Below are 22,288 nucleotides of genomic sequence, written 5' to 3' on the forward strand. Positions count from 1 at the left end.
ATCACCGCAGCCTTCCGGCTCTTCTGATGCGGGCCGCTGCCATCGCGAGCATCGACAATAGCACACCTGCTGCTGGAATCTGTCTCTTAGCGCTCTCACTCACGTTACTCGTTTCGGGATGTTCTCCTGCCAGTTCGGTCGCATTCACAGCAATCCCAGTCTCCTCCGTCACGTTCTCGACGATCAGATGGAAGCTCCTGTAGTTCGGAGGGGAGCCCTTCGCAGCGATACCGACCTCTATCGTATGATTCGCGGGAGAGATATCTCCTGCTGATAGATTCACGTTGAACGTCATCCTACCACCAGGATAGACCCATCTGGCTCTCGTCACATTCGATACTGATACACCCTCAGGCAAGCCTCTGAATACCAGTCTGGCATAGGCACCGTCACCTCCAAGGTTCTGTATCGTTATCGGAAGAGTTATGGTGGTGTTCGGACTCATGCTCACATCAGGAGCGTCAACGACCTTGAAGTACGGCGTGGCGCCTGCGGCATCCGTTGCTGCACAAATAGCCACAATCAGGACCACGATCACGGCAAGTTTTCTCATGATTGTTACATTGTCAAATTTTATAAAAGCATTTCCGGCTGGTATGTCAGATCTCGGCGTACTGGACTTCGGAAAGATCAGACGTGAAGATTCATGCTGCTCACAGGTGACACTTCACAAACCTCTCGAGGATCCAGCAGTTTCTGACCTCTGGGCTGAATAAAATACCGTAGACAGGGCGATCGCGTCCCACAAAAGCCTCACAGTTCTCCTCTATGGCTCTCAATTCGGATGGAAGCACCAGACGAAAGGCGTGGAGGTGGAACACAGGTATCGTCCGCGGCTCTCCGAGCAGCGGCGTCTCAGCGATGATCTTCACGTCTCCCATGCCGATGTGGATATACGGCAGCACGCTTCCACCCAAAATGGAGCATATGAGAGCTGCTCCAGTCGATATTCCCAGCATCGGGAGTTTGCATTCCCGTATCCAGGAGAGCTGATCTGCATCATCAAAACAGCGCCTGTCTTTGAGAGCTGTGCCGCAGAGTACGATCTTATCGTAACCATGCGGGTCATCGAGCTCACTGTAATGCAGAACATCGATCTCTGCGCCAGCTCTGCGAAGCGCTGCTGCAACAGGGTCGACGAACTCGTATCTTGAGAGCGAGCCCGCGCGATAGCACATGTCAAGGACAAGAATCACCGTATCACCATCTACGCATTGCCATTGTTCAGATGCCCCGGCTTCTCCACGAGCCTCGCTGACTCGATCACGTATCTACCCCGATTCCCGCTGAAGTGGCTTGCAGCGCGGAGAATCTCAAGACGCCTCCTGAAGATAGGCCCGTCCAGCACCAGCGTCTCTAGCTCGCCACCCTCCCCAGAGGGACTTATTCCATACCTTTTTTGAAGACCCTGAAGCTTTGCTATCATCCCATCATCAATCTCCGCTCCCAGAAAGCTCTCATCAAGGGGGTACGCGAAGACACCTGTCACAATGACCCTGAAGCCGTACGCTCTCAGCATCCTCAGATACTCGATTTGATCTAGCTGCCAGAGGGGGTTGAAGCACCAGAGATCAAGGCTGCTGCAGATCCTCTGGATTCTTGATGACTGGTAGACGGACTCGATCGCGCCTGTCACTATCCCCTCGATGCCATAAAGCCTGCGCGCCTCGATGATCGCATCTCTCAAATCCTCCAGCTCCATCTCCTCCACGCCCGGTGTTCGCCACTTGAGGATATCAACGCCAATGGCGGATGCCACAAGATCCGCGAGCCCTATGTTCGGGGTGTGGAACATGTAGCTCTCTTCATTCTCAGATATCAGGGTGATCAGACACCGTACGTCCTCATGTTCCATGGCCCTGTAGCAGGCGAAAACAGAATCCTTGCCGCCGCTGAATAGAACTCCGAGTTTCATATCAGACATATCTCATCCGTGCTGCATCTTCGGTACAGACCACCGCATCCAGTATGATATCTGGCATGGAACTTGTCTCACAAATCTCTTACTGACGATGAGCGGGACCTTTCCAGATAAGAGCTGTGGCCAAAAATCTGGATCTTCCCTCTTCTGCACATCATAAACACCTAATCCTTATTCGAACACATCCGATGAGCGGATCTCAAAATGCCACATCCCCAACAGGTCGCATGGTGGTCCTGAACCAGATGATGTGATTTTTAGGAGCTCCACTCATGGCAGGTTGTCCTCGCCATGAAGTCCGTGCTGCTTCTGGAGGCTCATGTCGATGAGTATCCTGAATATGCTCTTTATGCTTCCCGGATCGAGACCGAGCTCCGTGGCCATATCCACAGCCCTGCTGAGCACCAGTGCCTCCTGATCCGGATCGGATATCGAGAGGCCGAGCGCTGCCTTATCCCTGTAGATCTTCTCTGCAAGAGCCATGCGCTTCTGTATCAGCCTCAATATCTCCTCGTCTATTTTCTGTACCTCCAACCTGTGCTCAACCAAGCCCATCATATCCCCTCCTGAAAGAGATCCGCCTGCCCCATCCTGGCGCTTCTGTTCTCAACCGCTGCCCTTATGATCCTTCCGCCGAGAGATGACCATGCCTCCACAACATCATCTCCTGAGATATCATCGACGAGTGCAGCGTATGCTGGTCCGGTGCCGGAGAGAGTCGCTCCGGCTGCACCAGCCCTGAGCGCAAGGACGATCGGCTCCGGAGACCTGCGGAGCGCTGTGCAGTACAGTAGCCCGTTCAGTGTCATCGCTCCTGCATAATCCCCCTCAATCGCCATCTCAAACACAGCATCAGCAACCCTGGAGAGCGCTCTGCACCTCTCCACGTCAACATCTCTGGAGAAGAACTGTTCCTCAGGGATGAGGAGCACCACATCTGAGTGAAGCTCATCTCTTTTCAGGAGACATCTCTTCAAATTGTCCGTCACCACAACACCGCCGAGCATGGAGGCGCACGCGTCATCGAACGCACCGGTCACCGTGACGCCTGCGTCGAGAGCCGCCTCGACCCCAATGCGCACCGCATCGATCATATCGATCTCCTCGCCCAGTGCATCCACGGTAGCGAGAACCGCGGCGTTTGCAGCAGCACTGCTCGACTTCAGACCGCTTGCGACCGGTATCTCGCTTCTCGTCCTCACAACACCCCCGTAATCGAGATCGAAATGGCTCAACACACTCTCAACACATCTTACGATGAGCGTGGTATCGATGCCTTCCACATCCCCTCTCACACCCTCAGAATCGTCGAGCACAACCTCTGCTGATGTTCGGAGCGATATTCCGAACGCAGAGCCCTTCCAGTTCGCGATGGCGTTCAGCACAGTTGCTGCGCCGTATGCAGTGGCGTATCCCCTCATGGTGATGACCCCTTTGCCGGCATGCTCCATACGATGTTAAGAGAAGATCTCACGCCAAACCTGTCTCGATCATTCTTTTCAGCTTCTCGAGCTCCATCACGAACTCCAGCTTCTCCTCACGGGTGTACTTCGCCATGAGCTTATCCAAATAATCGAGCTCGCTGTATGTTGATTCAAAAGAGGGCTCGTAGCTGCCCAGCATGTAAAGCGGAATGACATCAACGCCACCCCTCGATGTTGTCTCCTGCAGATCCCTCACGACGATGATGAAGCAGTATCTTCTGTACCCGAGTCCCCTTGCAATATTCTTCGCCAGGCCGTCCATCTGCTGTATTCTTCTTGCTGAGAGGCTCTTGTATGCTGCCACGGAATCCTTGTATTCCACGAACATAACCGAGTCCTCTGACCAGAGTATGGCATCGTACTCCACTATTGCCACGGAGTTCTTGAGAGCGACGACATTGAAGAGAACACCCCTGCACCATCCGATGTTCAGATGTATCCTGAAATCGCTCTCGGTTGAGGGGGCCACCCTCGGCTTGAGGACATAAGGATCGCTCCTGAGCTCGATCATGAACGAATGTCTGAAACAAGCTTTTATAAAAAAATTCCCATCAGGATGCGGAACTCAAGAAACCATCAAATGGGATCATAACAGAGCTGGCACATGGAGTATGCTGTGAGCTGGTCCCAAGATAGCTAGCGTAACATGCTCAATACGTTGATATGAACTGCCCTCTTGGCAGATTTCTGGGATGAACAATCCCCAATGATGGCGACTTCAGTCGACCGCAACTCAAATACGCTCACGATATCGAGCAAATGCAGCCAGCGCCACCGGCAGGTCGCATGGGATGATGGTATAGGCACAACGGGATTGCCCCATCTATTGCCATGCAGTTTGAGATTGCCCGTTTGAGATTGCCCCAGAGAGAACGAAGAACAGCAACAGCACAATTCAGGTGTGCTGCATATCCGCTCTCATGCCTCTATCAGGACCTCCTGCGAGAGTATGTTGACCTCCTTGAGCTTACCGTCAACCTCCATCGATCCCCCGAGTATTCCCTCGAATAGAATCCTGCCATCCATGACAACGATCCTGACCACGCTCTCCATTACAAGCTCCTTCTTGCCACCGGCAACCATGTAGACCGACAGCTCACACATAACATCACCAATGGATATGACGGACCCGGCGGGACTCGAACCCGCGACCCCCGGGTTAGAAGCCCGGTGCTATATCCTGGCTAAGCCACGGGTCCATTCGGTTTCAGCCGCCCCTTGGCGGCATCTGGCCAAGCGACTGCCTCAGCTGGTCCTGAAGCTGATTGAACCTCGACTGTATCCGCTCCTCCTGCTTGGCAACCGTCTTCAGGCGGAGATCGAGAAGATCCACCCTCTCCTTCAGCTCTGTCATCAACGTCGCCTTGTCGGATCTGAGCATGAGCTCGCCGACATTCTTGTAGACCACCACATCGTCCGGAGACTTGTCCAGCTCCTTGATCGCAGCCTCAGCTTCTTTCTTGAGGAGTTCAATCTGGCTCTTCTGCGCAACCAGTGCTTGAGCCTGCTGCTGCAGCTGCTGCAGCTGAGCAAGCTGATTCTGCACCTGTGGGGGTAACTCTCCGCTCATATCTCAATCATCTCCACACATATCCTGACCAGCCTCAGCCAGGTGTTCAGGGCCGCTCTCAGGGAGACCACATCATCACCCTCGACGGTCAGCAACAACCCATTATTCGCAGCACGAATCTCCACCCTTCCACGATGGAGATCGTCATCAAGCTCCGGTTTCAGTGCATTGAGCACAACCTCTGAATCCGGCAGCTCAAAGATGATCTCTGCGCGGCCCCTCATACCATCAGATCGCCTTCATCCGCTTTACGGTTGTCGGCCGTTCCTTCATAAGTATTCTGTGGCCGCAGTAGGGGCATCTCACGCCTGCGTACTCATAATCAACTTCCACGGTCCTCTTGCACCTGGCACACTTGTAGGCCATCTACTCCGTCTCCATCGCCCTCTTTATCATGGATCTCACAACAGATCTTCCGGCGGATGTCACCGGAAGGTATGTGCCGCCTGCGAACTCATAGCCGCACTTGGAGCACTGCCATATCGCAGTGCCGACTCTCCTGACCCTGGTCCTGTTGCACCTAGGGCAGTCATACCTGACCCTGCTTTTCTCCTCGATATCGGCTACGAGCTTTCTGATCTTTCTTCCATACCTGGGCCCGAACCTGGCTGCGGACCTGGTCTTCCTACCCTTCTTGAATTGCTTGACCATAATGCATCATTCCAGAAACTTCTCTCGGATCTCCCTAGCATTATCACATGCTATATCAACAATGCGGTACACCTGATCCTCAGAGAGCATCCCCGGCCCGCTCTTCTGCATCCCGCATATCGTACCGTCTGCCTTTGTTATCACTGTGAGCTTGGCATCGGCTATTGCCTCCTCATCCACATCCGGATCGAAGAGAACAACATCCCCGAATTCGACGGCTGTCGTGGCTATGGGTATATCCCTGACCGGAAGCTGGAAGTCCTCGCCGAGACCGAACCGGCTCGCCGGCACAGTGGCTCCGAGAAGCGCTGCGATGGCGCCGAGGCTGGATGCATCCATGATATTCCCACAGTCATCCAGTATGTGTATGTCTATGAATATTATCCAGACCTTCTCCCCGGGAACGATGCAGAGTGCATCGAGATCAACAGAACCAGACTCGCGAACTCCCCTGTCGACAACCCGCGCGAGCTCTATTCCGTACTCGTTCGGCGGTCCCGGCTCGAATATCGGAGATGCCAGCGGCACAAGCTCTGCATTCGTTACTATAACACCACGGTTTGGAGCGTCCGGGAACGGCTCGCCCGGCTGTATCTTGATCCCGACCATGACCTGGGTTTTTCCGAGCTTGACAAGAGCGCTGCCTTCAGCTTTTTTTATTATGTTCCTCTCGATCTCTATCGGCCTGTATTGAGTAAAGGATCTCCCATCTGCACGCTCGCCGCGCAGCAGCAGGTTGTACAGGTAGTCCTTTCTTATCTCAGATATCACACTGCTCATCTTCTGCTCCCCTCATCCTGAAGGTCCTCGAACTGGCTGTATCTCTCTATGAGCACCCTTCTCTGGATCTTGTAGATCTCCTGGCACCCCTTCTTCGCGAGCTCCATCGCCTGGCGGAACTCATCCCTGGTCAAGATCCCGTCCATCTGCAATAGCGTGATCTCGCCGGTGGGCGTTATCGCGATCGGCATGTCCGCCTGGCCGAAGTTATCCTCATCCTTCATGGGATCCAGGACTATTTGGCCATCAACCTTCCCGGCTGCACATGACGATACAAGGCTTCTCATAGGAATGCCCGCGTCTGCGAGCGCAACAGATGCCGCATTTATCCCTGCAGTCCTGGTTCCGGCGTCTGCCTGTAGCACCTCCACGAATATGTCTATAACAGACTTCGGAAAGTATGAGGTCAGTATCACAGGCTCCAGGGCCTCACGGCTGACCTTCGAGAGCTCGTAGCTTCTTCTGTCTGGTCCGGGCCTCCTCCGCTCCTCCACGGAGAAGGAGGCCATGTTGTATCTGTACCTTATTATGGCCCTGTTGACCTCCTGGAGATGCCTGGGATGGACCTCCCGCGGTCCGTACACAGCAGCTATGACCTTGTTATCACCCATCTCCATGTAGCATGAGCCATCGGCTCTTTTGAGCACGCCAACCTCCATCTTTATGGGCCGGAGCTCATCGAAGCGTCTGCCGTCAAGACGAATTCCATCCTTTATGAATACCCTCTCATCCATATAATCATCCTCTGGCCCTTCTCGCATCCTTAATGTACTCAACAATCCTGTCTGTGAGGCCGTTCGTGTGGGCCTCCCTCTCGATCAGGAGTATGGTCTTCAAGGCCAGGTCCATATCCTCCTCGTTCCCGCTGACCCATATCCTGCCGTTCTGCCCGACGAATATGTTGCAGTTCAGCTCCTTCTTGAGCATGCTTATCATCGAACCGCCCTTTCCTATGAGCCTCGGAACCCTGGTGTGGCTTATCTCCACGACCCTCCCCGTCTTGATGACGCCAAGCCTCCTGTCGTTCAGGGTCAGCTCCACCTTCATCGCGGGATCGACATCCTTCACCCTGGCCATGACCGAGCTGCCTATGCGAAGATACTTTGACATATCCTCGACATCTATCTTCTTTGGAAACTCGGAGATGTGAAGGAGACCGTCGTAGGGTGAGTTGATATCCAGAATCCAGTTCGAGAATGTTATGTCCTTGACGACTCCGATCACGTTATCCCCGACCGCAGGGATATACTTGCCTGCAAGGGGGATCACGCTGATCCTGTCCCTGAAGCTGGCAATCCCGTAGAGAAGAGAGTACACCTTGCCGTTCCTCACGTATGTGCCTTCACCCGCTCTCCTTGTGTCCTCAGAGAGCAGATCCCCGGGTATCACGATTTTGCGGTCCATCACAAGATCCTCAGTGCTTCAGCAGCTTGGTCTCCGCATCACCCTTTGTGAGCCTGTTCACGAGAGAGTAGAACTCCGTCTGCATCCCTGCAGGGATCCTGATAACCCCGATCCAGGAGCCGTCGTTCTGCCATGCCTCCCTCACGAGCTTGCCGAAGGTTGATATCTCGCCGTAAGACTTCGCAGCATAGCTCGCAGGAACCTTCACCGCGACCTCAACCTCCTCGAACCTTATGGGGATTATGGGGCGTATGGCCTTCATCGTTATCGCGACAAGCTCCTCGAGGGACTTCGTCGGATCGATGTGAACCTTTGCCTCTGCCATCGCCTGCTCGATCCTCGATGGAGGATGTGGTGTCCTGGTCTGCGGGTTTATCGCATTCCTCGCGATCAGCTCGATTACCTGCCGCTTCTTGGACTCTATGACCCTCCGGCGCTGCTCTGCCGTGAGGCTGATCTCGCCCTTCTTTATGATGATCTCCGCTATTGCGAGAGGATCTGTTGTGCCGAAAGCCTTGAGGAGGTCCTCCTCAGCGCTTCTATCCCCTCTGCTCGCGTTCTCGAAGACATCCTCGACCGCGAGTATGTCCTCTATTCTGACATCCTCCCCGCGGCGCATCGCAAGGGCTCCATCGGGATCCACAAGAACCTCGAAGACCGCGCCGTGGCTCTTCAGCCTCGCGGGAACAGCCTCATCGAGCTTTACCATCCTAGGCCTCGCCTCCGAGCTGTGATTTCAGCATCTCGATGTACTCAGCGACCTCAGACTCCTCGAGCTTGCGGAACTTCTTGTCCTCCAGCATTATAACCCCTATCTCCGTCGTCGAGGCGTCGAGCTTCCCCTCTGATGCCCTGTAGAGGGCCTCAAGCCCGAGGAGAATGGCCTCCCTCATGTTCATATCCTCACGGTACTTCGCCTCGAAGACCTCCATGACGGCTGCTCTGCCAGCCCCTATCCCTGTTGCCTTGTACTCGAGGAGCGCACCGCTGGGATCCGTCTCGAAGAGCCTCACCCTGTTATCCTCAGCCCCTATTATGAGGAGAGCTGTTCCAAATGGCCTGACACCGCCGTACTGGGTGTAGGTCTGCTTGAAGTCGCATATCTTCTTCGAGAGTGCCTCAACGCCGATTCTCTCATCGTAGATCAGCCTGTTTATCTGACACTCGACCCTCGCCCTGTCAACCAGTATCCTGGCATCCGCAACAAGCCCGGATGTTGCAGCACCTATGTGAGTGTCTATCTGGAAAATCTTCTCTATCGACTCCGGCTCCATGAGCCTGCTCGTTATTCTCTTATCAACAAGAACCGCGACCCCATCCGTGGCCTTTATGCCCACCGCAGTCGTGCCTCGCCTGACCGCCTCTCTCGCGTACTCAACCTGAAAGAGCCGGCCGTCCGGGCTGAACACTGTGATCGCCCGGTCATACCCCATCTGAGGTGCCATCTGCATAATCACATCCTCCTTCCAAGTCAAAATATGTAAGACCCAGATATCTGGTATCCAGACCCTCTATATGGTCATCCGGAGATACATCGATCTCATGACCGCGGGTGCTCACAATCACTCCAGAAATTCCCTTTAGGTCTACTCTTCTCCGATGCTCCTCCGGTTTTATGCTAGATTGCGGTATATACTTTTCTGTGGCGGTTTTGATCGTCCCGGAGACGCCACGGATCCGTATCGCAGCCCGGAATCCTGCGATTGCATGAATGGTTGCAAGAGATGCTCTCAGCTCCTCCACATGACCATTTCTGCACCTCACTATGCCAAAGCGCCCGTCGAAAGATATTAGCCTGGGGCTGGCGCCTCCTGAATCCCCGAAGAGGCTCAGGTAGGAGGACTGAATCTCGATCGAGACATCCCTGGCATCGAGATGCCCCTCGGACTCAAGCTCGAAGACCAAATAACGCCGCCTGTCCCGCATCACCGGCAGTCTGCTCCTCAATCAGATCCCACGCTCCTCATTTCGACCTGTCTCAAGCACCTCCACCCCGGGAGATGCCCACCTCCGCTGGTTCATCTCAAGGATCCTGCCTGGCAGCCGGAGCGCATCAATGGCCTCCTCCCTGGTGATCCCAAGTATATGAGCCATTGCTATCATATCCCTCGGCGCTCTCAGATCCAGATGTGATCTCGGGCTAGCTGTTATAACAAGCGGAATCCCAAACTTCCTTGCAACCCGCACGTTGTACCTCTGCAGATCCAGCCATCTCGACCTAGATACCCCCCTGAGCCGGATCATCGGCTGGAGATCGATGGCGAGAGCCACCTGATTCCTCCTGGCAGATCTGGCCTCTGGGACTGTCAGCCTGAATCCGGCATTCAAAACCAGATCCACCCTGGGATCGTCAAGGGCCTCTCGAAGCACGGGCTCGCTGGTCGCATGAACTGCGAGAAACGGATAGCGATCCCTCAGAGAGGAGATCCTCCCCTTCAGGCTCCTCGGATCCTTTGATGCGACCTCGACCCCTCTGGCTACGCTTATGCCGCCTATCCTGTATGCAGCATCCAGCCCCTGGAGGTCTCCGGATCCGTTGATGCCCATCACGATTATGCCACTGAACCCCAACCTCCGGGCAACAATTGCCATCCTGCTGGGAGATGATGAACCCTGGGGCATCACATGAACCCTTGGCTCATAGTACATGGAGGCTCCCCTTAAATGATCTCCCTGAGCAGCCTCACAGCCTCCTCATACCTGGAGGGATATGTTGCAACATGCACCGACACATCTATCGCGTCCCCGGCCTCAGAGAGCCTGACCATCCCCCTGTACGCGGCCTGCTTATCCAGACGGAGATGCAGCTTGCAGTCTTCATCAACTCTCTCAGGGATCTCCCTGCGCAGCCGGGAGAGCTCACCCGCGGAGAGCTGCTCTCTGAGCATGTGAATGAACTCCAGCCCCTCCTTCCTACGCAGCTCTGCCTCCAGAATGGTTATCGGGTTCCCGTAGTAACCACTGGCCCTGGTTGACCTGATGTGATCGAGGGGGACGAAGATCGAAAGGGCTCTCCTGACCCTCTCCTCATCCTCGGTTACCGACACGAACGCTCTGAAGTGAACTCTGTGGATCACTTACCCCTACCGTCATGAGCCCTTATGCTGGGGCGGGTCTTCTCTGTCCCGAAGCCCTTCCTGCGGAGACCGCGTCCCTTCTTGCCTGCGCTGGTCTTGCCCCTCTCGGCCCTGCCTCTGTGAGAGCCGCCGCAGATCCAGCTGAGATCTCTGTCGCTCTTAATTGCCGGGTGGTTCGGGTCTACAAGTATCACCTCAAACCACTTGTGTCTGCCGTCCTGCCCAACCCAGTACGAGTTAAGGACCTCCATGTTTCTGAAGCGCCTGGATGCCCTCTCCTCCGCGATCCGCTGGAGGCTCTTTCCCGGGTTCTGCCTGTGCATGGCCATGTGCTTCGTCCTTCTGTTCCTGACGTACCTGGACTTCCGGAGGGCGCCTCTTCTCACCCTCACCCTGGCCAGCACTATGCCTTGCTTCGCCTTGTATCCAAGCGCCCTGGCCCTGTCGAGCCTCGTCGGCCGCTCGATCCTCTGAACGCTCATCTCACGCCGCCAGGCTATCATCCTCTGCGCTCTGAGCCTTCCAACATAGCTCTTCGCGGGAGAGTTCCAGGCATCTTTTATGTATCCGTAGAAAGACCTCAATCCGTTCACCTCAGCCTGGTTCAACCTGCAGGTCACATCCCAGGCGTGGTTGGCAAAAGCGCTCCTAGAAGATAAACCTTTTCAGGGAATCGTCTTCAGAGAAGGTCTGAGAGGACGCTCTTTCTCAGCTCCGAGTCCCTCACGAGAAACCTGATTCTGAGCCTCCCACCCTCCCTGGTCTTGGTCACGAATATCTGCTGCTCGGATCCGATCTCTGCGAGGATCTTCTCGATCTCACCCCTCAGATCATCCGATACCTCCAGCTCCTCCTCGCGGGCCGTGATCCAGTTGTAGACGCGCACCCTGTTCTTCCTGCCCAGGGGTTTGAGCCAGCCCCAGTCTGGATCGTCGAGAGAGTATGCGACAGGCCAGGATATATCTCTGCATCGCTCGTCGGGCTCGCAGTAGCTCAATCCCTGTAGCCCCAGATCCGGGTATCCCCTGGCCTCGCTCTTTATCGTGCGGCACGAGGGGCAGTTCATCCTGGCGAACCACTTCCTGAAAAGAGATTCACTCAGGCCGGTCCTCTCAGCGAAGATCTTCCAGAGCTTCAGGGCATCACCCTCGCTCCAGCCTGCCTGGCCGAGAAATGAGGCGAGAACAGCTCCGGCCCTGTTGCTGCCCTCCTCAGATGCGCGGTGGAGCATGTTCCTTATGCACGGCGGGAACCGCTCCTCCGGTATCCTCTCCATGGATATCCACAGATACCTCTTGCATGAATCCATCGAAATTATGGAGACCGGTACCTCCGAGCCCTCTTTCACCTTGAGCCTCATCTTCTCAGGTGGCCCTCTGCGACATAATCGCTTACCATACTTCTCTTATCAGCCTGCGGTATGCCTGCTGTCGGGAGCTTGTTCTTCTCATACTCGATCCGCTCTTTGAGTATGCACCTGCCCCCCCTGATCCCTCCCATCGGGTTCTTTGGCGTACCCATCGAGTTCATGCATCTCGCCATGACAGCAGCGCCGCGCGCGAGTCCATCGTCCACAAAAACGATATTCTTCTCAGGCTCATCATACAATCCCAGCTTGCCGATCTCCTCGAGGATGAGCTCCGGCTTGTTCCCCGATATCCCAGCTCTTCCCGTGACGCCTATCGCTGTTCTTTTTGTGACAAGCCCCTCCTCGATCGCGACCTCAACGAGCCTCCTGGCGATCTTCGCGCTCACAAGATCGAGCGTGGCGGAGAGCACCTTCAGACCATCCCTCCTGTATATCTCTCCACCGATCTCCGAGAGCTCGTTGAGCTTCGAGCCATTCTCACCACAGTCGCAGCCTATCAGCACGACCCCCAGCTTCTGCGCTGCTGCGGCATCAAGGGGAACATAGCCGTACCGCTTCGTTCCGACCGGCACGCGCTCTATCTTTATCAGGAGATCTATCTCCTCGGCGTAGAGCCTCGCCTTCTTGTTCACACCTGAGTTCTTATCTTTAAAGATGTCAAGTGCTGTTCCCGTTGTTGCATCCACAAGACCGGTACCCCTGACCACCGCATCAGGTATGGCGCCTGCTACACCACAGAAGTTTCCTATCGTCCTCGCATAGGGGATCTCCTCGCTCGTTATCCTCCCATCCAGGGTCGTGCCGAAGTCCATTGCAAGACACGGGTTCCTGAAATCAACATCAGTCCACTTTGCACCCTGCTTTATACCAGCTGTTGCAAGCTCGCCCTCCATCTCGTTTGCCACGATCTCCACTCCAGTCGCGCCCATCGGTGGCCAGACAGACGCCACAGGCCCGTTAAAGACGATCTTCTCTATGAGTGAGTACCTGCGGAACCTCTCAGGGATGTTGTAGATGGACATCGCAGGTGTCATCAGTCTTGGAGGCACGCCGGCATCGAGACAGCCCTGCGCCAGCGCCTGGATGAATATGCCGACCTCCTCGGGTGAGTCGAACTCGGCGACGACACCTGTGGACCTCACCACGAAGTTCAGATCCCGTTCAATCAGCAGGCCTGCTGCCTGATGGCTCTCAAGCAGAGTATCCCTGACAAGCTCGGCGATCGATTCCTTTGTGAGTGGCGTGCCACATATGGTCCTGCCGAATATCTCCTCGCCAGGCTTCGGAGGCCTAACATCCCTGGTCATGCGGACGGTCTTGTTGACTATCTGCGTCTTGCCTGTGTCCATATCAGTGGCTGTGAGTATCGATTTTGTCGTTGTATTTCCCACCTCCACGGATGCGACTATGTAGTACGGCTTGCTCCTGAGCTCCAGCAGCTTGACCGGCGGGCTTTCAGCTATCCTTGGTTTTGGCTTGAAGAGACGACGGGAGATATTCATGAGTTCCGCGTATACATGACAGACATTAAAACCTTTGGAGAATTCATCTGAGACCCGCAGGCATTCTCGCAGAGGCGATGCACATGACGATCCTATCAACAAATGCCAGCGATCACCGCTGATATACCTGGAGATCCGGATCACAGCAGCACCGAAAGCTTGATCGTCGAGTATTCCCACACAGAAATAAGTGATACATGTGGCAGTCTACAACCGCATGCCTCCAGAGGAGCTTCAGTCAAGGGCTGAGGAGGCGATTCGCAGGCTGGAGCACTGCGAGATATGCCCCAGGAGATGTGGGGTCAATCGCATTGAGGGAGAGCTGGGGTTCTGCAGGACAGGTCGCTTGGCGAAGGTGAGCAGCGCGGGCCCGCACTACGGAGAGGAGCCGCCGCTCGTCGGCTACCACGGCTCTGGAACCATATTCTTCGCCGGCTGCAACCTGGCATGCGTCTTCTGTCAGAACTACGAGATAAGTCAGCTTGATATGGGGGTAGAGGTCACCGCAGAACGCCTCGCAGGCATAATGATGCATCTCCAGCTCACAGGCTGTCATAACATCAATCTCGTCACACCGACACATGTCGTGCCGCAGATACTCGAGGCACTGGTCATCGCAAGCGAAATGGGCCTGAGCATACCGCTGGTTTACAACAGCGGCGGGTATGATTCGGTGGATACGCTTCGACTTCTCGATGGCATCGTGGACATCTACATGCCGGATGCGAAATACGGCTCCGACGAGATGGCAATGAGGTACTCCAATGCCCCCGGATATGTGGGGGTCATGAAAGCTGCAATAAAGGAGATGCACCGGCAGGTCGGGGATCTGGTCATCGAGAACGGGATCGCAGTCAGAGGGCTTCTCGTGCGCCATCTGGTCCTTCCAGATAACCTGGCAGGCACAGATGAGGTTGTGAGGTTCATATCAGAGCTCTCGAAGAACACGTACATCAACATCATGGACCAGTACAGGCCCGAGTACAGAGCAGATCGGTACAGAGAGCTCTCGAGGCGCATAACGCTGAGCGAATACAGAGAGGCCCTGCGGCTTGCAAGGGCTGCTGGCCTCTCGAGGGGACTGGAGGATATTTAAAGGCATAGGCCAATGATGTGCTGTTAACTCCGGTCTTCAGGCTTTTGGAGGCACAGATAAAATGCAGTATGAGTTTCTGGAGCACACTGCTGATGTCAAGTTCAGAGCCTATGGTACCAGCCCGGAGGAGATGCTGAGAAACGCGGCCCTGGCGATGTTCAGCGCCATGATAGATACCAAGACCGTCAGGCATGAGATGGTATGGGAGGTTGAGCTTGAGGCCGAGGATATGGAGAGCCTTGCGTACAAATGGCTCTCAGAGCTCCTGTTCCTCTTCAGCGCAGAGCTCGCGGTCTTCAGCGATTTTGATATATCCCTGAGCCATAACAGTGTATGGAGATTGAACGCCAGGGTCCACGGCGAGCATATAGACAGGAAAAGACACTCATTCGAGACCGAGGTCAAGGCAGTCACGCTCCACCAGTTCGAAGTGCGGCCTGGGGATTCCGACAGGCCCTGGATAATGCAGGTTGTGCTCGATGTTTGAGAGGTGGTCACATGCTCAATAAGATTGATGAAAATATCTACGAGCTGCCGATAGGCTACAAGGAGGGAATGCGGGTCCCGGGCAGGTTATTCATCTCCGAGTCCCTCCTGGAGATGGTGGAGCCTGGAACGATTGAACAGGTGGCGAACGTGGCCACACTGCCGGGTATAGTGAAGTACTCCATGGCCATGCCGGATGCGCATCTTGGATACGGATTTCCGATAGGCGGAGTCGCAGCATTCCGGGAGGACGGTGGGGTCATAAGCCCTGGTGGTGTGGGATTCGATATCAACTGCGGCGTGCGCCTCCTGCGCACAGACCTGACTGTTGAGGAGGTCAGGCCCGTGATCTCTGATCTCATCGAGGCCCTTTTCAAGGAGATACCTTCAGGGGTTGGAGCCACAAGCAGGCTACACGTCTCAGACAGCGAGCTCACAGAGGCGTTCATCGCTGGCGCGAGATGGGCTGTGGAGGAGGGATATGGCACGGAGGGAGATCTGGAGCACTGCGAGGAGAACGGATGTCTGAAGGGCGCGGATCCATCCCAGGTGAGCACTAAGGCAAGGAAGCGCGGAAGGCCCCAGTTCGGTACGCTCGGCAGCGGCAACCACTTCCTCGAGGTACAGTATGTGGGAGAGGTGTATGATGAGCGCATCGCCAGGCGCTTCGGACTCTTCAAGGGGCAGGTCACAGTCATGATACACTGCGGCTCCAGGGGTGCGGGCCATCAGATATGCACAGATCATCTCGAGGTCCTGGCAAAGGCTGTGAGGAAGTACAACATCGACCTGCCGGATAAGCAGCTCGCATGCGCGCCCATCGGAACTCCGGAGGCGACGAACTACTTCGGGGCGATGGCTGCAGCCGCGAATTATGCCTGGGCAAACCGGCAGATCATAGCGCACTGGACCAGGGAGGTCTTCGCGAAGTACTTCGGGGATGTGGAGATGCCCCTCGTCTACGACGTGGCGCACAACGTCGCCAAGATAGAGGAGCATATGGTTGATGGAAGGCTCGAGAGGCTGTACGTACATAGGAAGGGCGCGACCAGGTCGTTCGGCCCCTCCAGAAGAGAGGTACCCCAGGACTACAGAGATGTTGGACAGCCCCTTCTGATCCCGGGGAGCATGGGAACCCCCTCGTATGTCCTCTGTGGCCAGGACAGGGCGCTCGAGCTCACATTTGGCAGCGCATGCCATGGGTCCGGCCGGATAATGAGCAGGAGCCAGGCGAAGAAGACATACAGAGGATCGGAGGTAAAGGCAAGCCTCCAGCGAGAGGGGATCAAGGTGATGGCGACGGAGTCTGCTGTGCTCGCAGAGGAGGCGCCGGAGGTCTACAAGCCCAGCCACGAGGTGGTCGAGGTCGTGCATGCGCTCGGGCTTGCCAAGAAGGTCGCAAAGACGATACCTCTAGGGGTTTCAAAGGGATGAGTTAGATTTAAGAGTTCAAACGAACCCGCAACTGCGGATGAAGCTCAGGGTGGTGCTCGTAGAGCCCAGGTACGAAGGAAACGTGGGCGCGGTGGCGAGGTCGATGAAGAACTTCGGCTTCAACGACCTGGTTCTCGTCAGGCCCTGTGATATCGGCTCGTTTGGCATGGCAATGGCAGCGCATGCGAAGGACATACTCCAATCCGCTAAAAGTGTTGACCGTCTGGAGGACGCCCTGGAGGGTGTGAATCTCATTGTGGGCACCACCGGAAAGCGTCTCTCCAGAGACCATCACCATCTCAGGCTTCACCTCCGCGTCCCATTTCTCACACCATCAGAGCTCGCGGAGCGGTTGAGGGATAAGGACGGGACCGTAGCCCTCCTCCTGGGAAGAGAGGACTGGGGACTGACAAACGACGAGCTGATGGCCTGTGATGTGCTTGTGTCTATTCCCACAAGCGATGAGTATCCCGTTATGAATCTATCGCATGCAGCGACCGTGCTCCTCTACGAGCTGGGCCAGGTCGACTCCACACTCGAGATCAGACTGGCTGGCAGAGATATGCTGGAGAGGATATACGAGAGCACAGACCACCTCCTCAGGATCATAAACTATCCGGAGCACAAGATCCGCTACGTGGTGCTGATGCTCCGCCGCATTTTCGGACGGGCGGAGCTGACGGAGCGTGAGGCGAACACCCTGCTTGGCGTGATAAAGAAGGCGATATGGAAGGTCGAGGGAGAGGAGGACCAGGCGCCCTCAGAATGAGACAGGAAAGCCCATTCAGCGGTTCATTCGGATGCTTTGAGAATGGATGCGGCCTCAAACTATGCGCCTCCGAGCACGATATCGTCTGCGAAATCCACCCTGTACGTCAGACCGGCGCGGAGCGCCTCGAGCAGGCACTCGACTGTTTTTATTGCGGAGAGATCTGAGAGGTTCGCCCTCTCCCTGAGGATATCCTGGAGGCTGCTGACTATGTTCCTGGTCAGCTCTGTTAGCAGTCTCTTAGAGACACCATCTGACTGCGCTATGTTCAGCGCCTCAAGGTATGTGCTCACAGCTGCGTCTGTTCTCGAAGTCGCCAGCTCGCAGCCGGCGATAACCTCCAGCGCCTTGACCTGCAGGTCCCTATAGCCGAGCCTTCTGGCCTGTCGCTCTAAGAGGAGGGCAGTCTCCTCTGCCCTGGAGTGATCCTTCCTGTTGAAGTACAGGGTCGCCATGAGCGCATACGTAGAGAGGAGATCGTACATGGAGTTGATCGATTTGAAGAGCGTCAGGGCCTTCTGGAGGTGCTCCTCTGCTTCATCGTAATCGCCGGCGTTCAGAGATGCCGCACCGAGACTGCGAAGCGCCACACCCTCATCCCTCGTGAGCCCCATCTTTCTAGCAAGAGCAAGAGCCTTCTGGTAGCTGCTCCTGGCCTCGAAGGGGGCCTGCGACAGGTAAAAGTCACCCCACTCGATGTAAAGTCTGATCTTCATGGAATCATAACCGGTCTTCAGTATGAGCGTCTCCGCCTCGGAGAGGTAGAAGCGCGCCTCGCTCATCTCCCCTCTGTTCAGCTTCACCCTGGCCATCGCGAGATATGCCTCGCAGAGATCCGGGATCGCGCCTATGCTCTCAAACGTGGTGATCGCGGATAGTATATCCTCCTCAGGATCAGCTCCCCTGATCTCCTTCAAAAGCCCCAAGTTGAGACGCGACATGCTGTAGCATGGCGATGCCTTCAGCGCTCTGAACTCGCTCATGCTCCTCGAGAGGAGGTCCTCGGCGATCGACCACTCACCCCGATCCCTGTAGATCAGAGCCATGTTGAACATCGTCTCCGCAGCGCTGTACCTGTCGCCGGTGCGCTCGAAGAGCTCCAGGCTCTTCTGGTAATGATCCAGCGCCTCCTCCCAGCGGAAGATGTCAGCATATGCATTTGCCAGTATCCCGTGCATCTCCGCAGCCATCTCAACATCACCTGCCCTCTCGATCTCCTCAAGCTTTTTGAGATACCCATCGATATCTACAGATGCCTCTCCGCGGCATGATCTCACCATATCTATGTTCGCCCGGAACTCCGTGGCTGCCTCGTGATCGCCTGCACGCATCGCGCACTCTGCTGCCAGCCTGAAGTGATCGACTGCAAGCGACCACTCGCCCCTCCTGTGGTACAGGAGCCCGAGGTTGTTCAGAACCATCGCGGATGCCCCCGAATCCTCAAGCCCCTCGAAGATCTCGAGGCTCTTGTGGTAGAGCTCTATCGCCCTCTCCCACTCCCCTCTCCTGTAGTGTATGCTCGCAATGTTGCTCAGCGTTGCTCCATAACTATGCATGTCCCCGACCCGCTGGAAGTGCTCCATCGCCTTCGAGTACAGGTTCAAAGCTCGGTCCCACTCACCCCTCCTGTAAAGCACATTTGCCATGTTGTTTGTGGTGACCGCTGTGCTGTAGCCGTCGCCGAGCCTCTCGAATATCTCAAGGCTCTCACTGTAGTGCTCAAGGGCATCATCCCAGTGCCCCTGCTCCGCCAGGAGGTTGCCGATTGTGCTCAGAACCGCTGCAACACCGAGAGAATCTCCCATCCCCCTGAACCTCTCAAGCACCTTCCTGTACTCTGCAAGAGCCTCCTGCCACATGCCCTTTCTCTCATAAACAGATGCGATGCTTCCAAGCACCCTCAGGGCCTCTGGCGTATCAAGCCTGAGATCGACACACCTCTTAAAACAGTCCAGCGCATCGTCCCAAAGGCCACGCTCCAGCGCGATGCTGCCGAGGCCCATGAGAGCATAGGCCGCACCCCTCTCATCTCCAATGCTCTGGAAGGCTTCCAGGCTGGCCCTGTAGCACTTCTCCGCGCTCTCAGCATCCCCGATCCTCTGGTAGAGCCCCCCAAGATTCCATGATATCTTCGCGATGCTTGCATCTCCACCATCGAGCTCCATGCTCATCCTGTAGCTCTTTATCGCCTGCAGAATATCCCCCTTCTCCTCGTACACGTTCCCGAGGTTGTTCATAACCGCAGCCATGCCCCTGCGATCGCCGATCGCCTCGAACGTCTCCAGAGCATCCTGATAATGGGTTATGGCATCATCCCAGCGCCTCTGGATCTCGTAAAGGGTCGCGAGGTTGATGTGGGTGTTCGCGGCGCCGTGGACATCCCCGAGCTGCTCCTTCAGCTCCAGGCAGCGCATGTAGTTTCTCTCAGCAGCCTCGATCTCGCCCATGTGCTGGTAGACGAGCCCCATGTTGTTCAGTGTCTTCGACGCGCCCTGCATATCGCCAAGCCGCTCCTGGATCTGAAGAGCATCGTGATAGATATCCAGCGCCTTCTCCAGATCCCCCATCATCTGGTACACGCTCGCTATGTTTGATGTGCATGCTGCAGCACCCCTGAGATCTCCCATCTCACGCAGGAGCTCGGCACCCCTCTCATAGTGCTCTACAGCGCCATCCCAATCGCCAAGGTCTGAGAGCATGTGACCCATGCCTGTGTGCGATGCAGCCATGCCGTCCCTCTCCCCGAGGGCCTCGCTGAGCTCGAGAGACTTCATGAAATAATTCTGCGCCATCTCATAATCTCTCAATCTGTAGCATGCAGTCCCCATCTCTCTTAGAGCCCTTGCGAGATCCTGTGACTGCTCAGACTGCAGGATATCAAGAGCCTCGCGATAGCGCTCGACAGCTCCCCTCCACTCGCCCATGGACCCGTAGAGCCTGGCGAGGCTCAGCAGTGTGTTCGCCACGCTCTCGCGATCTGATACCTCTCGAAAGCCCTCCAGCGCCTTCAGGTAGCACTCCTCCGCGCTGGAAAACCTCCCCTCGATCGCATGCAGATCTCCCAGAAGAAGTGCAGTCCTCGATGCTCCCTCTATCTCATGGCAGTGCTCGTACCTGTGCATGGCCATATCGAAAAGGTCCTCAGCTCTCCTGGATTCGCCTCTGAGCTGAGATATGCGACCCAGCATCTCCAGAGACCTGCACACGAACGGAATCTCCCCCAGCCGCTCGAACTCCTCAAGGCACGTCCTGTAGAGCTCCTCAGCAGATGATAAATCCCCCATCTCCCTCCGGATCTCGGCCTCCTCCATGATCGCCCTCGCGACGGAGCTTCTGTCTCCTGATGATCTGAGGAGATATATCGCATCAGAGCTGCACTGCAGTGCATCATCCCACCGTCTTGCCTCTCTGTATGCCATGGAGAGGTTTATGAGGATACCAGCGCGCTCAGGATCCCCGCTTTCCAGTCGCGAGAGCGCATCTCTGTAGAGAGAGATCGCCCGATCCAAGTCCTCCACATTTGCATAAATTGACCCAAGTCTTGAAAGAACCTTAACCGCATCTGCTCCTGATGCACGCTCCAAAGCCCTTGAAAGATGGCTCACCGCCCGTTCGAGCGAACCGAGCTGCTGCGAGATCATGCCCAGCGAAAACCAGAGGCTATGATCTCTGGATGCTGAATTCTGCTCCGCGATCTCATCTAGATGTGATAACGCCCCGGCGCGATTCGAGGCGAGCACAGCTCTTGCCAGCGATGATATGGTCCCGTGGGTCTCCAGCGCGATCCTCTCGATCACCCTGTCATCTTTAATAACACCATCCAGGAAACCTGCGATGGTGCGCAAGGCTTCAGCCCCATCTACCACGTAATACCTCCTTTACACAAAGAAACATGATCATGAATAAGATCAATCCCCACTTTGCGGATCTCCCCACATATCCGCTCAGATATTCTCACTGTAGTAAATCTTCTCCTTTATAAAATCTACGTTTTTTGAAGTGCGTTCTATTTCAGGGTTTCTGAGTTGATCGAAACGCCTCAAAATTCTAAAAAAGATAGATGAAAATACATATGCGATGCATCCATAGATCAGGCAACCGATCACCTGGTTCGGGGTCCACCGGGCATGGTTCTGTACACCACCATATCAGGCTTGATGGATCCCGATGCGATGAGCTCCTTTGTCTCGCGGGTGATAGCGTTCATGCGTCTTGAGAAGATCTCCACCGCCAGCTCCCGTATTTTTCTCGTATCAGCATAATCCCCCTTTCCGATACCGGGGCAGCCTGGATTGTAATCTATGCTGAGAACCACATCCCCCGCGATCTCACGCTCAGATATGCGAAAGGGAAAGAGCCTGCACGCCCTGGGCCTGTGCGGGTATATCCTGCAGCCATTGTCGTAAAAGACGCAGGTCGTATCCGGCTTGGATTTAAGTACAGGTATATCCAGCACAACCTTCAGACCGTCATCCGAGACCCTGACGGTCCTCCCGTTGTAGGGATACAGAGTATCGACAAACTCATCCGGCCTGAGACCATAAACTCTCGATATTCTGGTGACCTCATCCTCATTCAGATGTATGAGGTTCGAGCGCTCGACGAACCTCTGCACAAGCTCCGGCGGTATCAAATCCGGAAACTCTGATGGCCTGCGGTGGTGGCAGCACGCGCCGCAGCGCTGACATTTGAAGCGAACCCTGTCAAATGATAGAGAGATATAAACTTTAGGCAAAAACAGAACT

The 22,288-nt window shown here is 55.5% G+C and carries 28 protein-coding genes and 1 tRNA gene; 4 read left to right on the forward strand and 25 right to left on the reverse strand.

Features of this window, described 5'->3' with window-relative positions; all coding sequences use genetic code 11:
* Position 1 precedes the first annotated feature (1 nt).
* From MTHE_RS07040 to MTHE_RS07150, 23 genes are all read right to left on the reverse strand, one after another.
* Entirely contained in the window at positions 2-553 is a 552-nt protein-coding gene (locus MTHE_RS07040; protein WP_011696517.1) for a hypothetical protein, read from the reverse strand.
* 100 nt (positions 554-653) lie between these two features.
* The gene (locus MTHE_RS07045) at positions 654-1,196 is read right to left on the reverse strand and encodes a glutamine amidotransferase-related protein (RefSeq protein ID WP_011696518.1); all 543 of its coding nucleotides are present in this window, start codon (positions 1,194-1,196) and stop codon (positions 654-656) included.
* 11 nt (positions 1,197-1,207) lie between these two features.
* Entirely contained in the window at positions 1,208-1,924 is a 717-nt protein-coding gene (locus tag MTHE_RS07050; RefSeq protein ID WP_011696519.1) for a diphthine--ammonia ligase, read from the reverse strand.
* Between the two features lie 267 nt (positions 1,925-2,191).
* A complete protein-coding gene (locus tag MTHE_RS07055; RefSeq protein WP_011696520.1) occupies positions 2,192-2,479 on the reverse strand; it encodes a chorismate mutase in 288 nt (95 codons plus the stop codon).
* Positions 2,476-3,348, reverse strand: a complete 873-nt coding sequence (locus MTHE_RS07060) for a shikimate kinase (protein WP_175266070.1) — start codon at positions 3,346-3,348, stop codon at positions 2,476-2,478. Before MTHE_RS07060 ends, MTHE_RS07055 begins: the two co-directional genes overlap by 4 nt.
* Positions 3,349-3,391: 43 nt before the next feature.
* Positions 3,392-3,916, reverse strand: a complete 525-nt coding sequence (locus MTHE_RS07065; protein WP_011696522.1) for a hypothetical protein — start codon at positions 3,914-3,916, stop codon at positions 3,392-3,394.
* A gap of 407 nt (positions 3,917-4,323) precedes the next feature.
* Positions 4,324-4,509 carry a CooT family nickel-binding protein gene (locus MTHE_RS07070; RefSeq protein WP_011696523.1) on the reverse strand — a complete coding sequence of 62 codons (186 nt, stop codon included), beginning with the start codon at positions 4,507-4,509 and terminating at the stop codon, positions 4,324-4,326.
* Positions 4,510-4,529: 20 nt separating this feature from the next.
* A tRNA-Arg gene (locus tag MTHE_RS07075) sits at positions 4,530-4,604 on the reverse strand.
* An 8-nt stretch (positions 4,605-4,612) separates the two neighbouring features.
* Positions 4,613-4,975 (reverse strand): prefoldin subunit beta, encoded by a 363-nt coding sequence (locus MTHE_RS07080; protein WP_011696524.1) that lies wholly within the window; start codon positions 4,973-4,975, stop codon positions 4,613-4,615.
* The gene (locus MTHE_RS07085; RefSeq protein WP_011696525.1) at positions 4,972-5,199 is read right to left on the reverse strand and encodes a KEOPS complex subunit Pcc1; all 228 of its coding nucleotides are present in this window, start codon (positions 5,197-5,199) and stop codon (positions 4,972-4,974) included. Before MTHE_RS07085 ends, MTHE_RS07080 begins: the two co-directional genes overlap by 4 nt.
* 4 nt (positions 5,200-5,203) lie before the next feature.
* Positions 5,204-5,341 carry a DNA-directed RNA polymerase subunit P gene (locus MTHE_RS07090; RefSeq protein ID WP_011696526.1) on the reverse strand — a complete coding sequence of 46 codons (138 nt, stop codon included), beginning with the start codon at positions 5,339-5,341 and terminating at the stop codon, positions 5,204-5,206.
* The gene (locus MTHE_RS07095) at positions 5,342-5,626 is read right to left on the reverse strand and encodes a 50S ribosomal protein L37ae (protein WP_011696527.1); all 285 of its coding nucleotides are present in this window, start codon (positions 5,624-5,626) and stop codon (positions 5,342-5,344) included.
* A gap of 6 nt (positions 5,627-5,632) precedes the next feature.
* On the reverse strand, positions 5,633-6,406 hold the full coding sequence (gene rrp42 / locus MTHE_RS07100; protein WP_011696528.1) for an exosome complex protein Rrp42: 774 nt from the start codon (positions 6,404-6,406) through the stop codon (positions 5,633-5,635).
* Positions 6,403-7,140 (reverse strand): exosome complex exonuclease Rrp41, encoded by a 738-nt coding sequence (rrp41, locus tag MTHE_RS07105; RefSeq protein WP_011696529.1) that lies wholly within the window; start codon positions 7,138-7,140, stop codon positions 6,403-6,405. Before rrp41 ends, rrp42 begins: the two co-directional genes overlap by 4 nt.
* A gap of 4 nt (positions 7,141-7,144) precedes the next feature.
* Positions 7,145-7,810 (reverse strand): exosome complex RNA-binding protein Rrp4, encoded by a 666-nt coding sequence (rrp4, locus tag MTHE_RS07110; protein WP_011696530.1) that lies wholly within the window; start codon positions 7,808-7,810, stop codon positions 7,145-7,147.
* Positions 7,811-7,820: 10 nt separating this feature from the next.
* Positions 7,821-8,519, reverse strand: coding sequence for a ribosome assembly factor SBDS (locus tag MTHE_RS07115; protein WP_011696531.1), 699 nt, complete (start codon positions 8,517-8,519; stop codon positions 7,821-7,823).
* A gap of 1 nt (position 8,520) precedes the next feature.
* Entirely contained in the window at positions 8,521-9,261 is a 741-nt protein-coding gene (gene psmA, locus MTHE_RS07120) for an archaeal proteasome endopeptidase complex subunit alpha (protein WP_175265904.1), read from the reverse strand.
* A complete protein-coding gene (locus MTHE_RS07125; protein WP_011696533.1) occupies positions 9,233-9,757 on the reverse strand; it encodes an Rpp14/Pop5 family protein in 525 nt (174 codons plus the stop codon). The genes psmA and MTHE_RS07125 overlap by 29 nt, the downstream gene beginning before the upstream one ends.
* Positions 9,758-10,459 (reverse strand): RNase P subunit p30 family protein, encoded by a 702-nt coding sequence (locus MTHE_RS07130; protein ID WP_011696534.1) that lies wholly within the window; start codon positions 10,457-10,459, stop codon positions 9,758-9,760. It lies immediately after the preceding gene.
* A gap of 11 nt (positions 10,460-10,470) precedes the next feature.
* A complete protein-coding gene (locus MTHE_RS07135; protein WP_011696535.1) occupies positions 10,471-10,887 on the reverse strand; it encodes an RNA-binding domain-containing protein in 417 nt (138 codons plus the stop codon).
* Positions 10,884-11,471, reverse strand: coding sequence for a 50S ribosomal protein L15e (locus MTHE_RS07140; protein ID WP_175266071.1), 588 nt, complete (start codon positions 11,469-11,471; stop codon positions 10,884-10,886). The genes MTHE_RS07135 and MTHE_RS07140 overlap by 4 nt, the downstream gene beginning before the upstream one ends.
* Positions 11,472-11,566: 95 nt before the next feature.
* On the reverse strand, positions 11,567-12,247 hold the full coding sequence (locus tag MTHE_RS07145; RefSeq protein ID WP_011696537.1) for a hypothetical protein: 681 nt from the start codon (positions 12,245-12,247) through the stop codon (positions 11,567-11,569).
* Positions 12,244-13,758, reverse strand: a complete 1,515-nt coding sequence (locus tag MTHE_RS07150) for a methanogenesis marker 14 protein (RefSeq protein ID WP_011696538.1) — start codon at positions 13,756-13,758, stop codon at positions 12,244-12,246. The genes MTHE_RS07145 and MTHE_RS07150 overlap by 4 nt, the downstream gene beginning before the upstream one ends.
* Positions 13,759-13,957: 199 nt before the next feature.
* On the opposite strand from MTHE_RS07150, the gene MTHE_RS07155 reads away from it, so the two are divergent.
* The 4 genes from MTHE_RS07155 (at position 13,958) to MTHE_RS07170 (ending at position 17,543) form a co-directional block, all read left to right on the forward strand.
* The gene (locus MTHE_RS07155) at positions 13,958-14,854 is read left to right on the forward strand and encodes a radical SAM protein (RefSeq protein WP_011696539.1); all 897 of its coding nucleotides are present in this window, start codon (positions 13,958-13,960) and stop codon (positions 14,852-14,854) included.
* A gap of 61 nt (positions 14,855-14,915) precedes the next feature.
* Positions 14,916-15,341 carry an archease gene (locus MTHE_RS07160; RefSeq protein WP_011696540.1) on the forward strand — a complete coding sequence of 142 codons (426 nt, stop codon included), beginning with the start codon at positions 14,916-14,918 and terminating at the stop codon, positions 15,339-15,341.
* An 11-nt stretch (positions 15,342-15,352) separates the two neighbouring features.
* A complete protein-coding gene (locus MTHE_RS07165) occupies positions 15,353-16,774 on the forward strand; it encodes an RtcB family protein (RefSeq protein WP_011696541.1) in 1,422 nt (473 codons plus the stop codon).
* Between the two features lie 37 nt (positions 16,775-16,811).
* On the forward strand, positions 16,812-17,543 hold the full coding sequence (locus MTHE_RS07170; protein ID WP_011696542.1) for an RNA methyltransferase: 732 nt from the start codon (positions 16,812-16,814) through the stop codon (positions 17,541-17,543).
* Between the two features lie 59 nt (positions 17,544-17,602).
* Here the strand turns inward: MTHE_RS07170 and MTHE_RS07175 are convergent, their stop codons facing one another.
* Complete coding sequence (locus tag MTHE_RS07175; protein ID WP_175265905.1) at positions 17,603-21,409, reverse strand: tetratricopeptide repeat protein; 3,807 nt, start codon at positions 21,407-21,409, stop codon at positions 17,603-17,605.
* 236 nt (positions 21,410-21,645) lie between these two features.
* Positions 21,646-22,278: a YkgJ family cysteine cluster protein gene (locus tag MTHE_RS07180; protein WP_011696544.1), complete on the reverse strand. Its 633-nt coding sequence runs from the start codon at positions 22,276-22,278 to the stop codon at positions 21,646-21,648.
* Positions 22,279-22,288 lie beyond the last annotated feature (10 nt).

This window comes from Methanothrix thermoacetophila PT, assembly GCF_000014945.1.
Taxonomy (GTDB): domain Archaea; phylum Halobacteriota; class Methanosarcinia; order Methanotrichales; family Methanotrichaceae; genus Methanothrix_B; species Methanothrix_B thermoacetophila.

Bases quoted from the DNA above. Each gene is read 5' to 3' on its own strand.
- MTHE_RS07040 (WP_011696517.1), bottom strand. From the start codon at position 553: ATGAGAAAACTTGCCGTGATCGTGGTCCTGATTGTGGCTATTTGTGCA.
- MTHE_RS07050 (WP_011696519.1), bottom strand. From the start codon at position 1,924: ATGTCTGATATGAAACTCGGAGTTCTATTCAGCGGCGGCAAGGATTCT.
- MTHE_RS07055 (WP_011696520.1), bottom strand. From the start codon at position 2,479: ATGATGGGCTTGGTTGAGCACAGGTTGGAGGTACAGAAAATAGACGAG.
- MTHE_RS07065 (WP_011696522.1), bottom strand. From the start codon at position 3,916: ATGATCGAGCTCAGGAGCGATCCTTATGTCCTCAAGCCGAGGGTGGCC.
- MTHE_RS07070 (WP_011696523.1), bottom strand. From the start codon at position 4,509: ATGTGTGAGCTGTCGGTCTACATGGTTGCCGGTGGCAAGAAGGAGCTT.
- MTHE_RS07080 (WP_011696524.1), bottom strand. From the start codon at position 4,975: ATGAGCGGAGAGTTACCCCCACAGGTGCAGAATCAGCTTGCTCAGCTG.
- MTHE_RS07085 (WP_011696525.1), bottom strand. From the start codon at position 5,199: ATGAGGGGCCGCGCAGAGATCATCTTTGAGCTGCCGGATTCAGAGGTT.
- MTHE_RS07090 (WP_011696526.1), bottom strand. From the start codon at position 5,341: ATGGCCTACAAGTGTGCCAGGTGCAAGAGGACCGTGGAAGTTGATTAT.
- MTHE_RS07095 (WP_011696527.1), bottom strand. From the start codon at position 5,626: ATGGTCAAGCAATTCAAGAAGGGTAGGAAGACCAGGTCCGCAGCCAGG.
- rrp42 (WP_011696528.1), bottom strand. From the start codon at position 6,406: ATGAGCAGTGTGATATCTGAGATAAGAAAGGACTACCTGTACAACCTG.
- rrp41 (WP_011696529.1), bottom strand. From the start codon at position 7,140: ATGGATGAGAGGGTATTCATAAAGGATGGAATTCGTCTTGACGGCAGA.
- rrp4 (WP_011696530.1), bottom strand. From the start codon at position 7,810: ATGGACCGCAAAATCGTGATACCCGGGGATCTGCTCTCTGAGGACACA.
- MTHE_RS07115 (WP_011696531.1), bottom strand. From the start codon at position 8,519: ATGGTAAAGCTCGATGAGGCTGTTCCCGCGAGGCTGAAGAGCCACGGC.
- psmA (WP_175265904.1), bottom strand. From the start codon at position 9,261: ATGCAGATGGCACCTCAGATGGGGTATGACCGGGCGATCACAGTGTTC.
- MTHE_RS07130 (WP_011696534.1), bottom strand. From the start codon at position 10,459: ATGTACTATGAGCCAAGGGTTCATGTGATGCCCCAGGGTTCATCATCT.
- MTHE_RS07145 (WP_011696537.1), bottom strand. From the start codon at position 12,247: ATGAGGCTCAAGGTGAAAGAGGGCTCGGAGGTACCGGTCTCCATAATT.
- MTHE_RS07150 (WP_011696538.1), bottom strand. From the start codon at position 13,758: ATGAATATCTCCCGTCGTCTCTTCAAGCCAAAACCAAGGATAGCTGAA.
- MTHE_RS07160 (WP_011696540.1), top strand. From the start codon at position 14,916: ATGCAGTATGAGTTTCTGGAGCACACTGCTGATGTCAAGTTCAGAGCC.
- MTHE_RS07165 (WP_011696541.1), top strand. From the start codon at position 15,353: ATGCTCAATAAGATTGATGAAAATATCTACGAGCTGCCGATAGGCTAC.
- MTHE_RS07170 (WP_011696542.1), top strand. From the start codon at position 16,812: ATGAAGCTCAGGGTGGTGCTCGTAGAGCCCAGGTACGAAGGAAACGTG.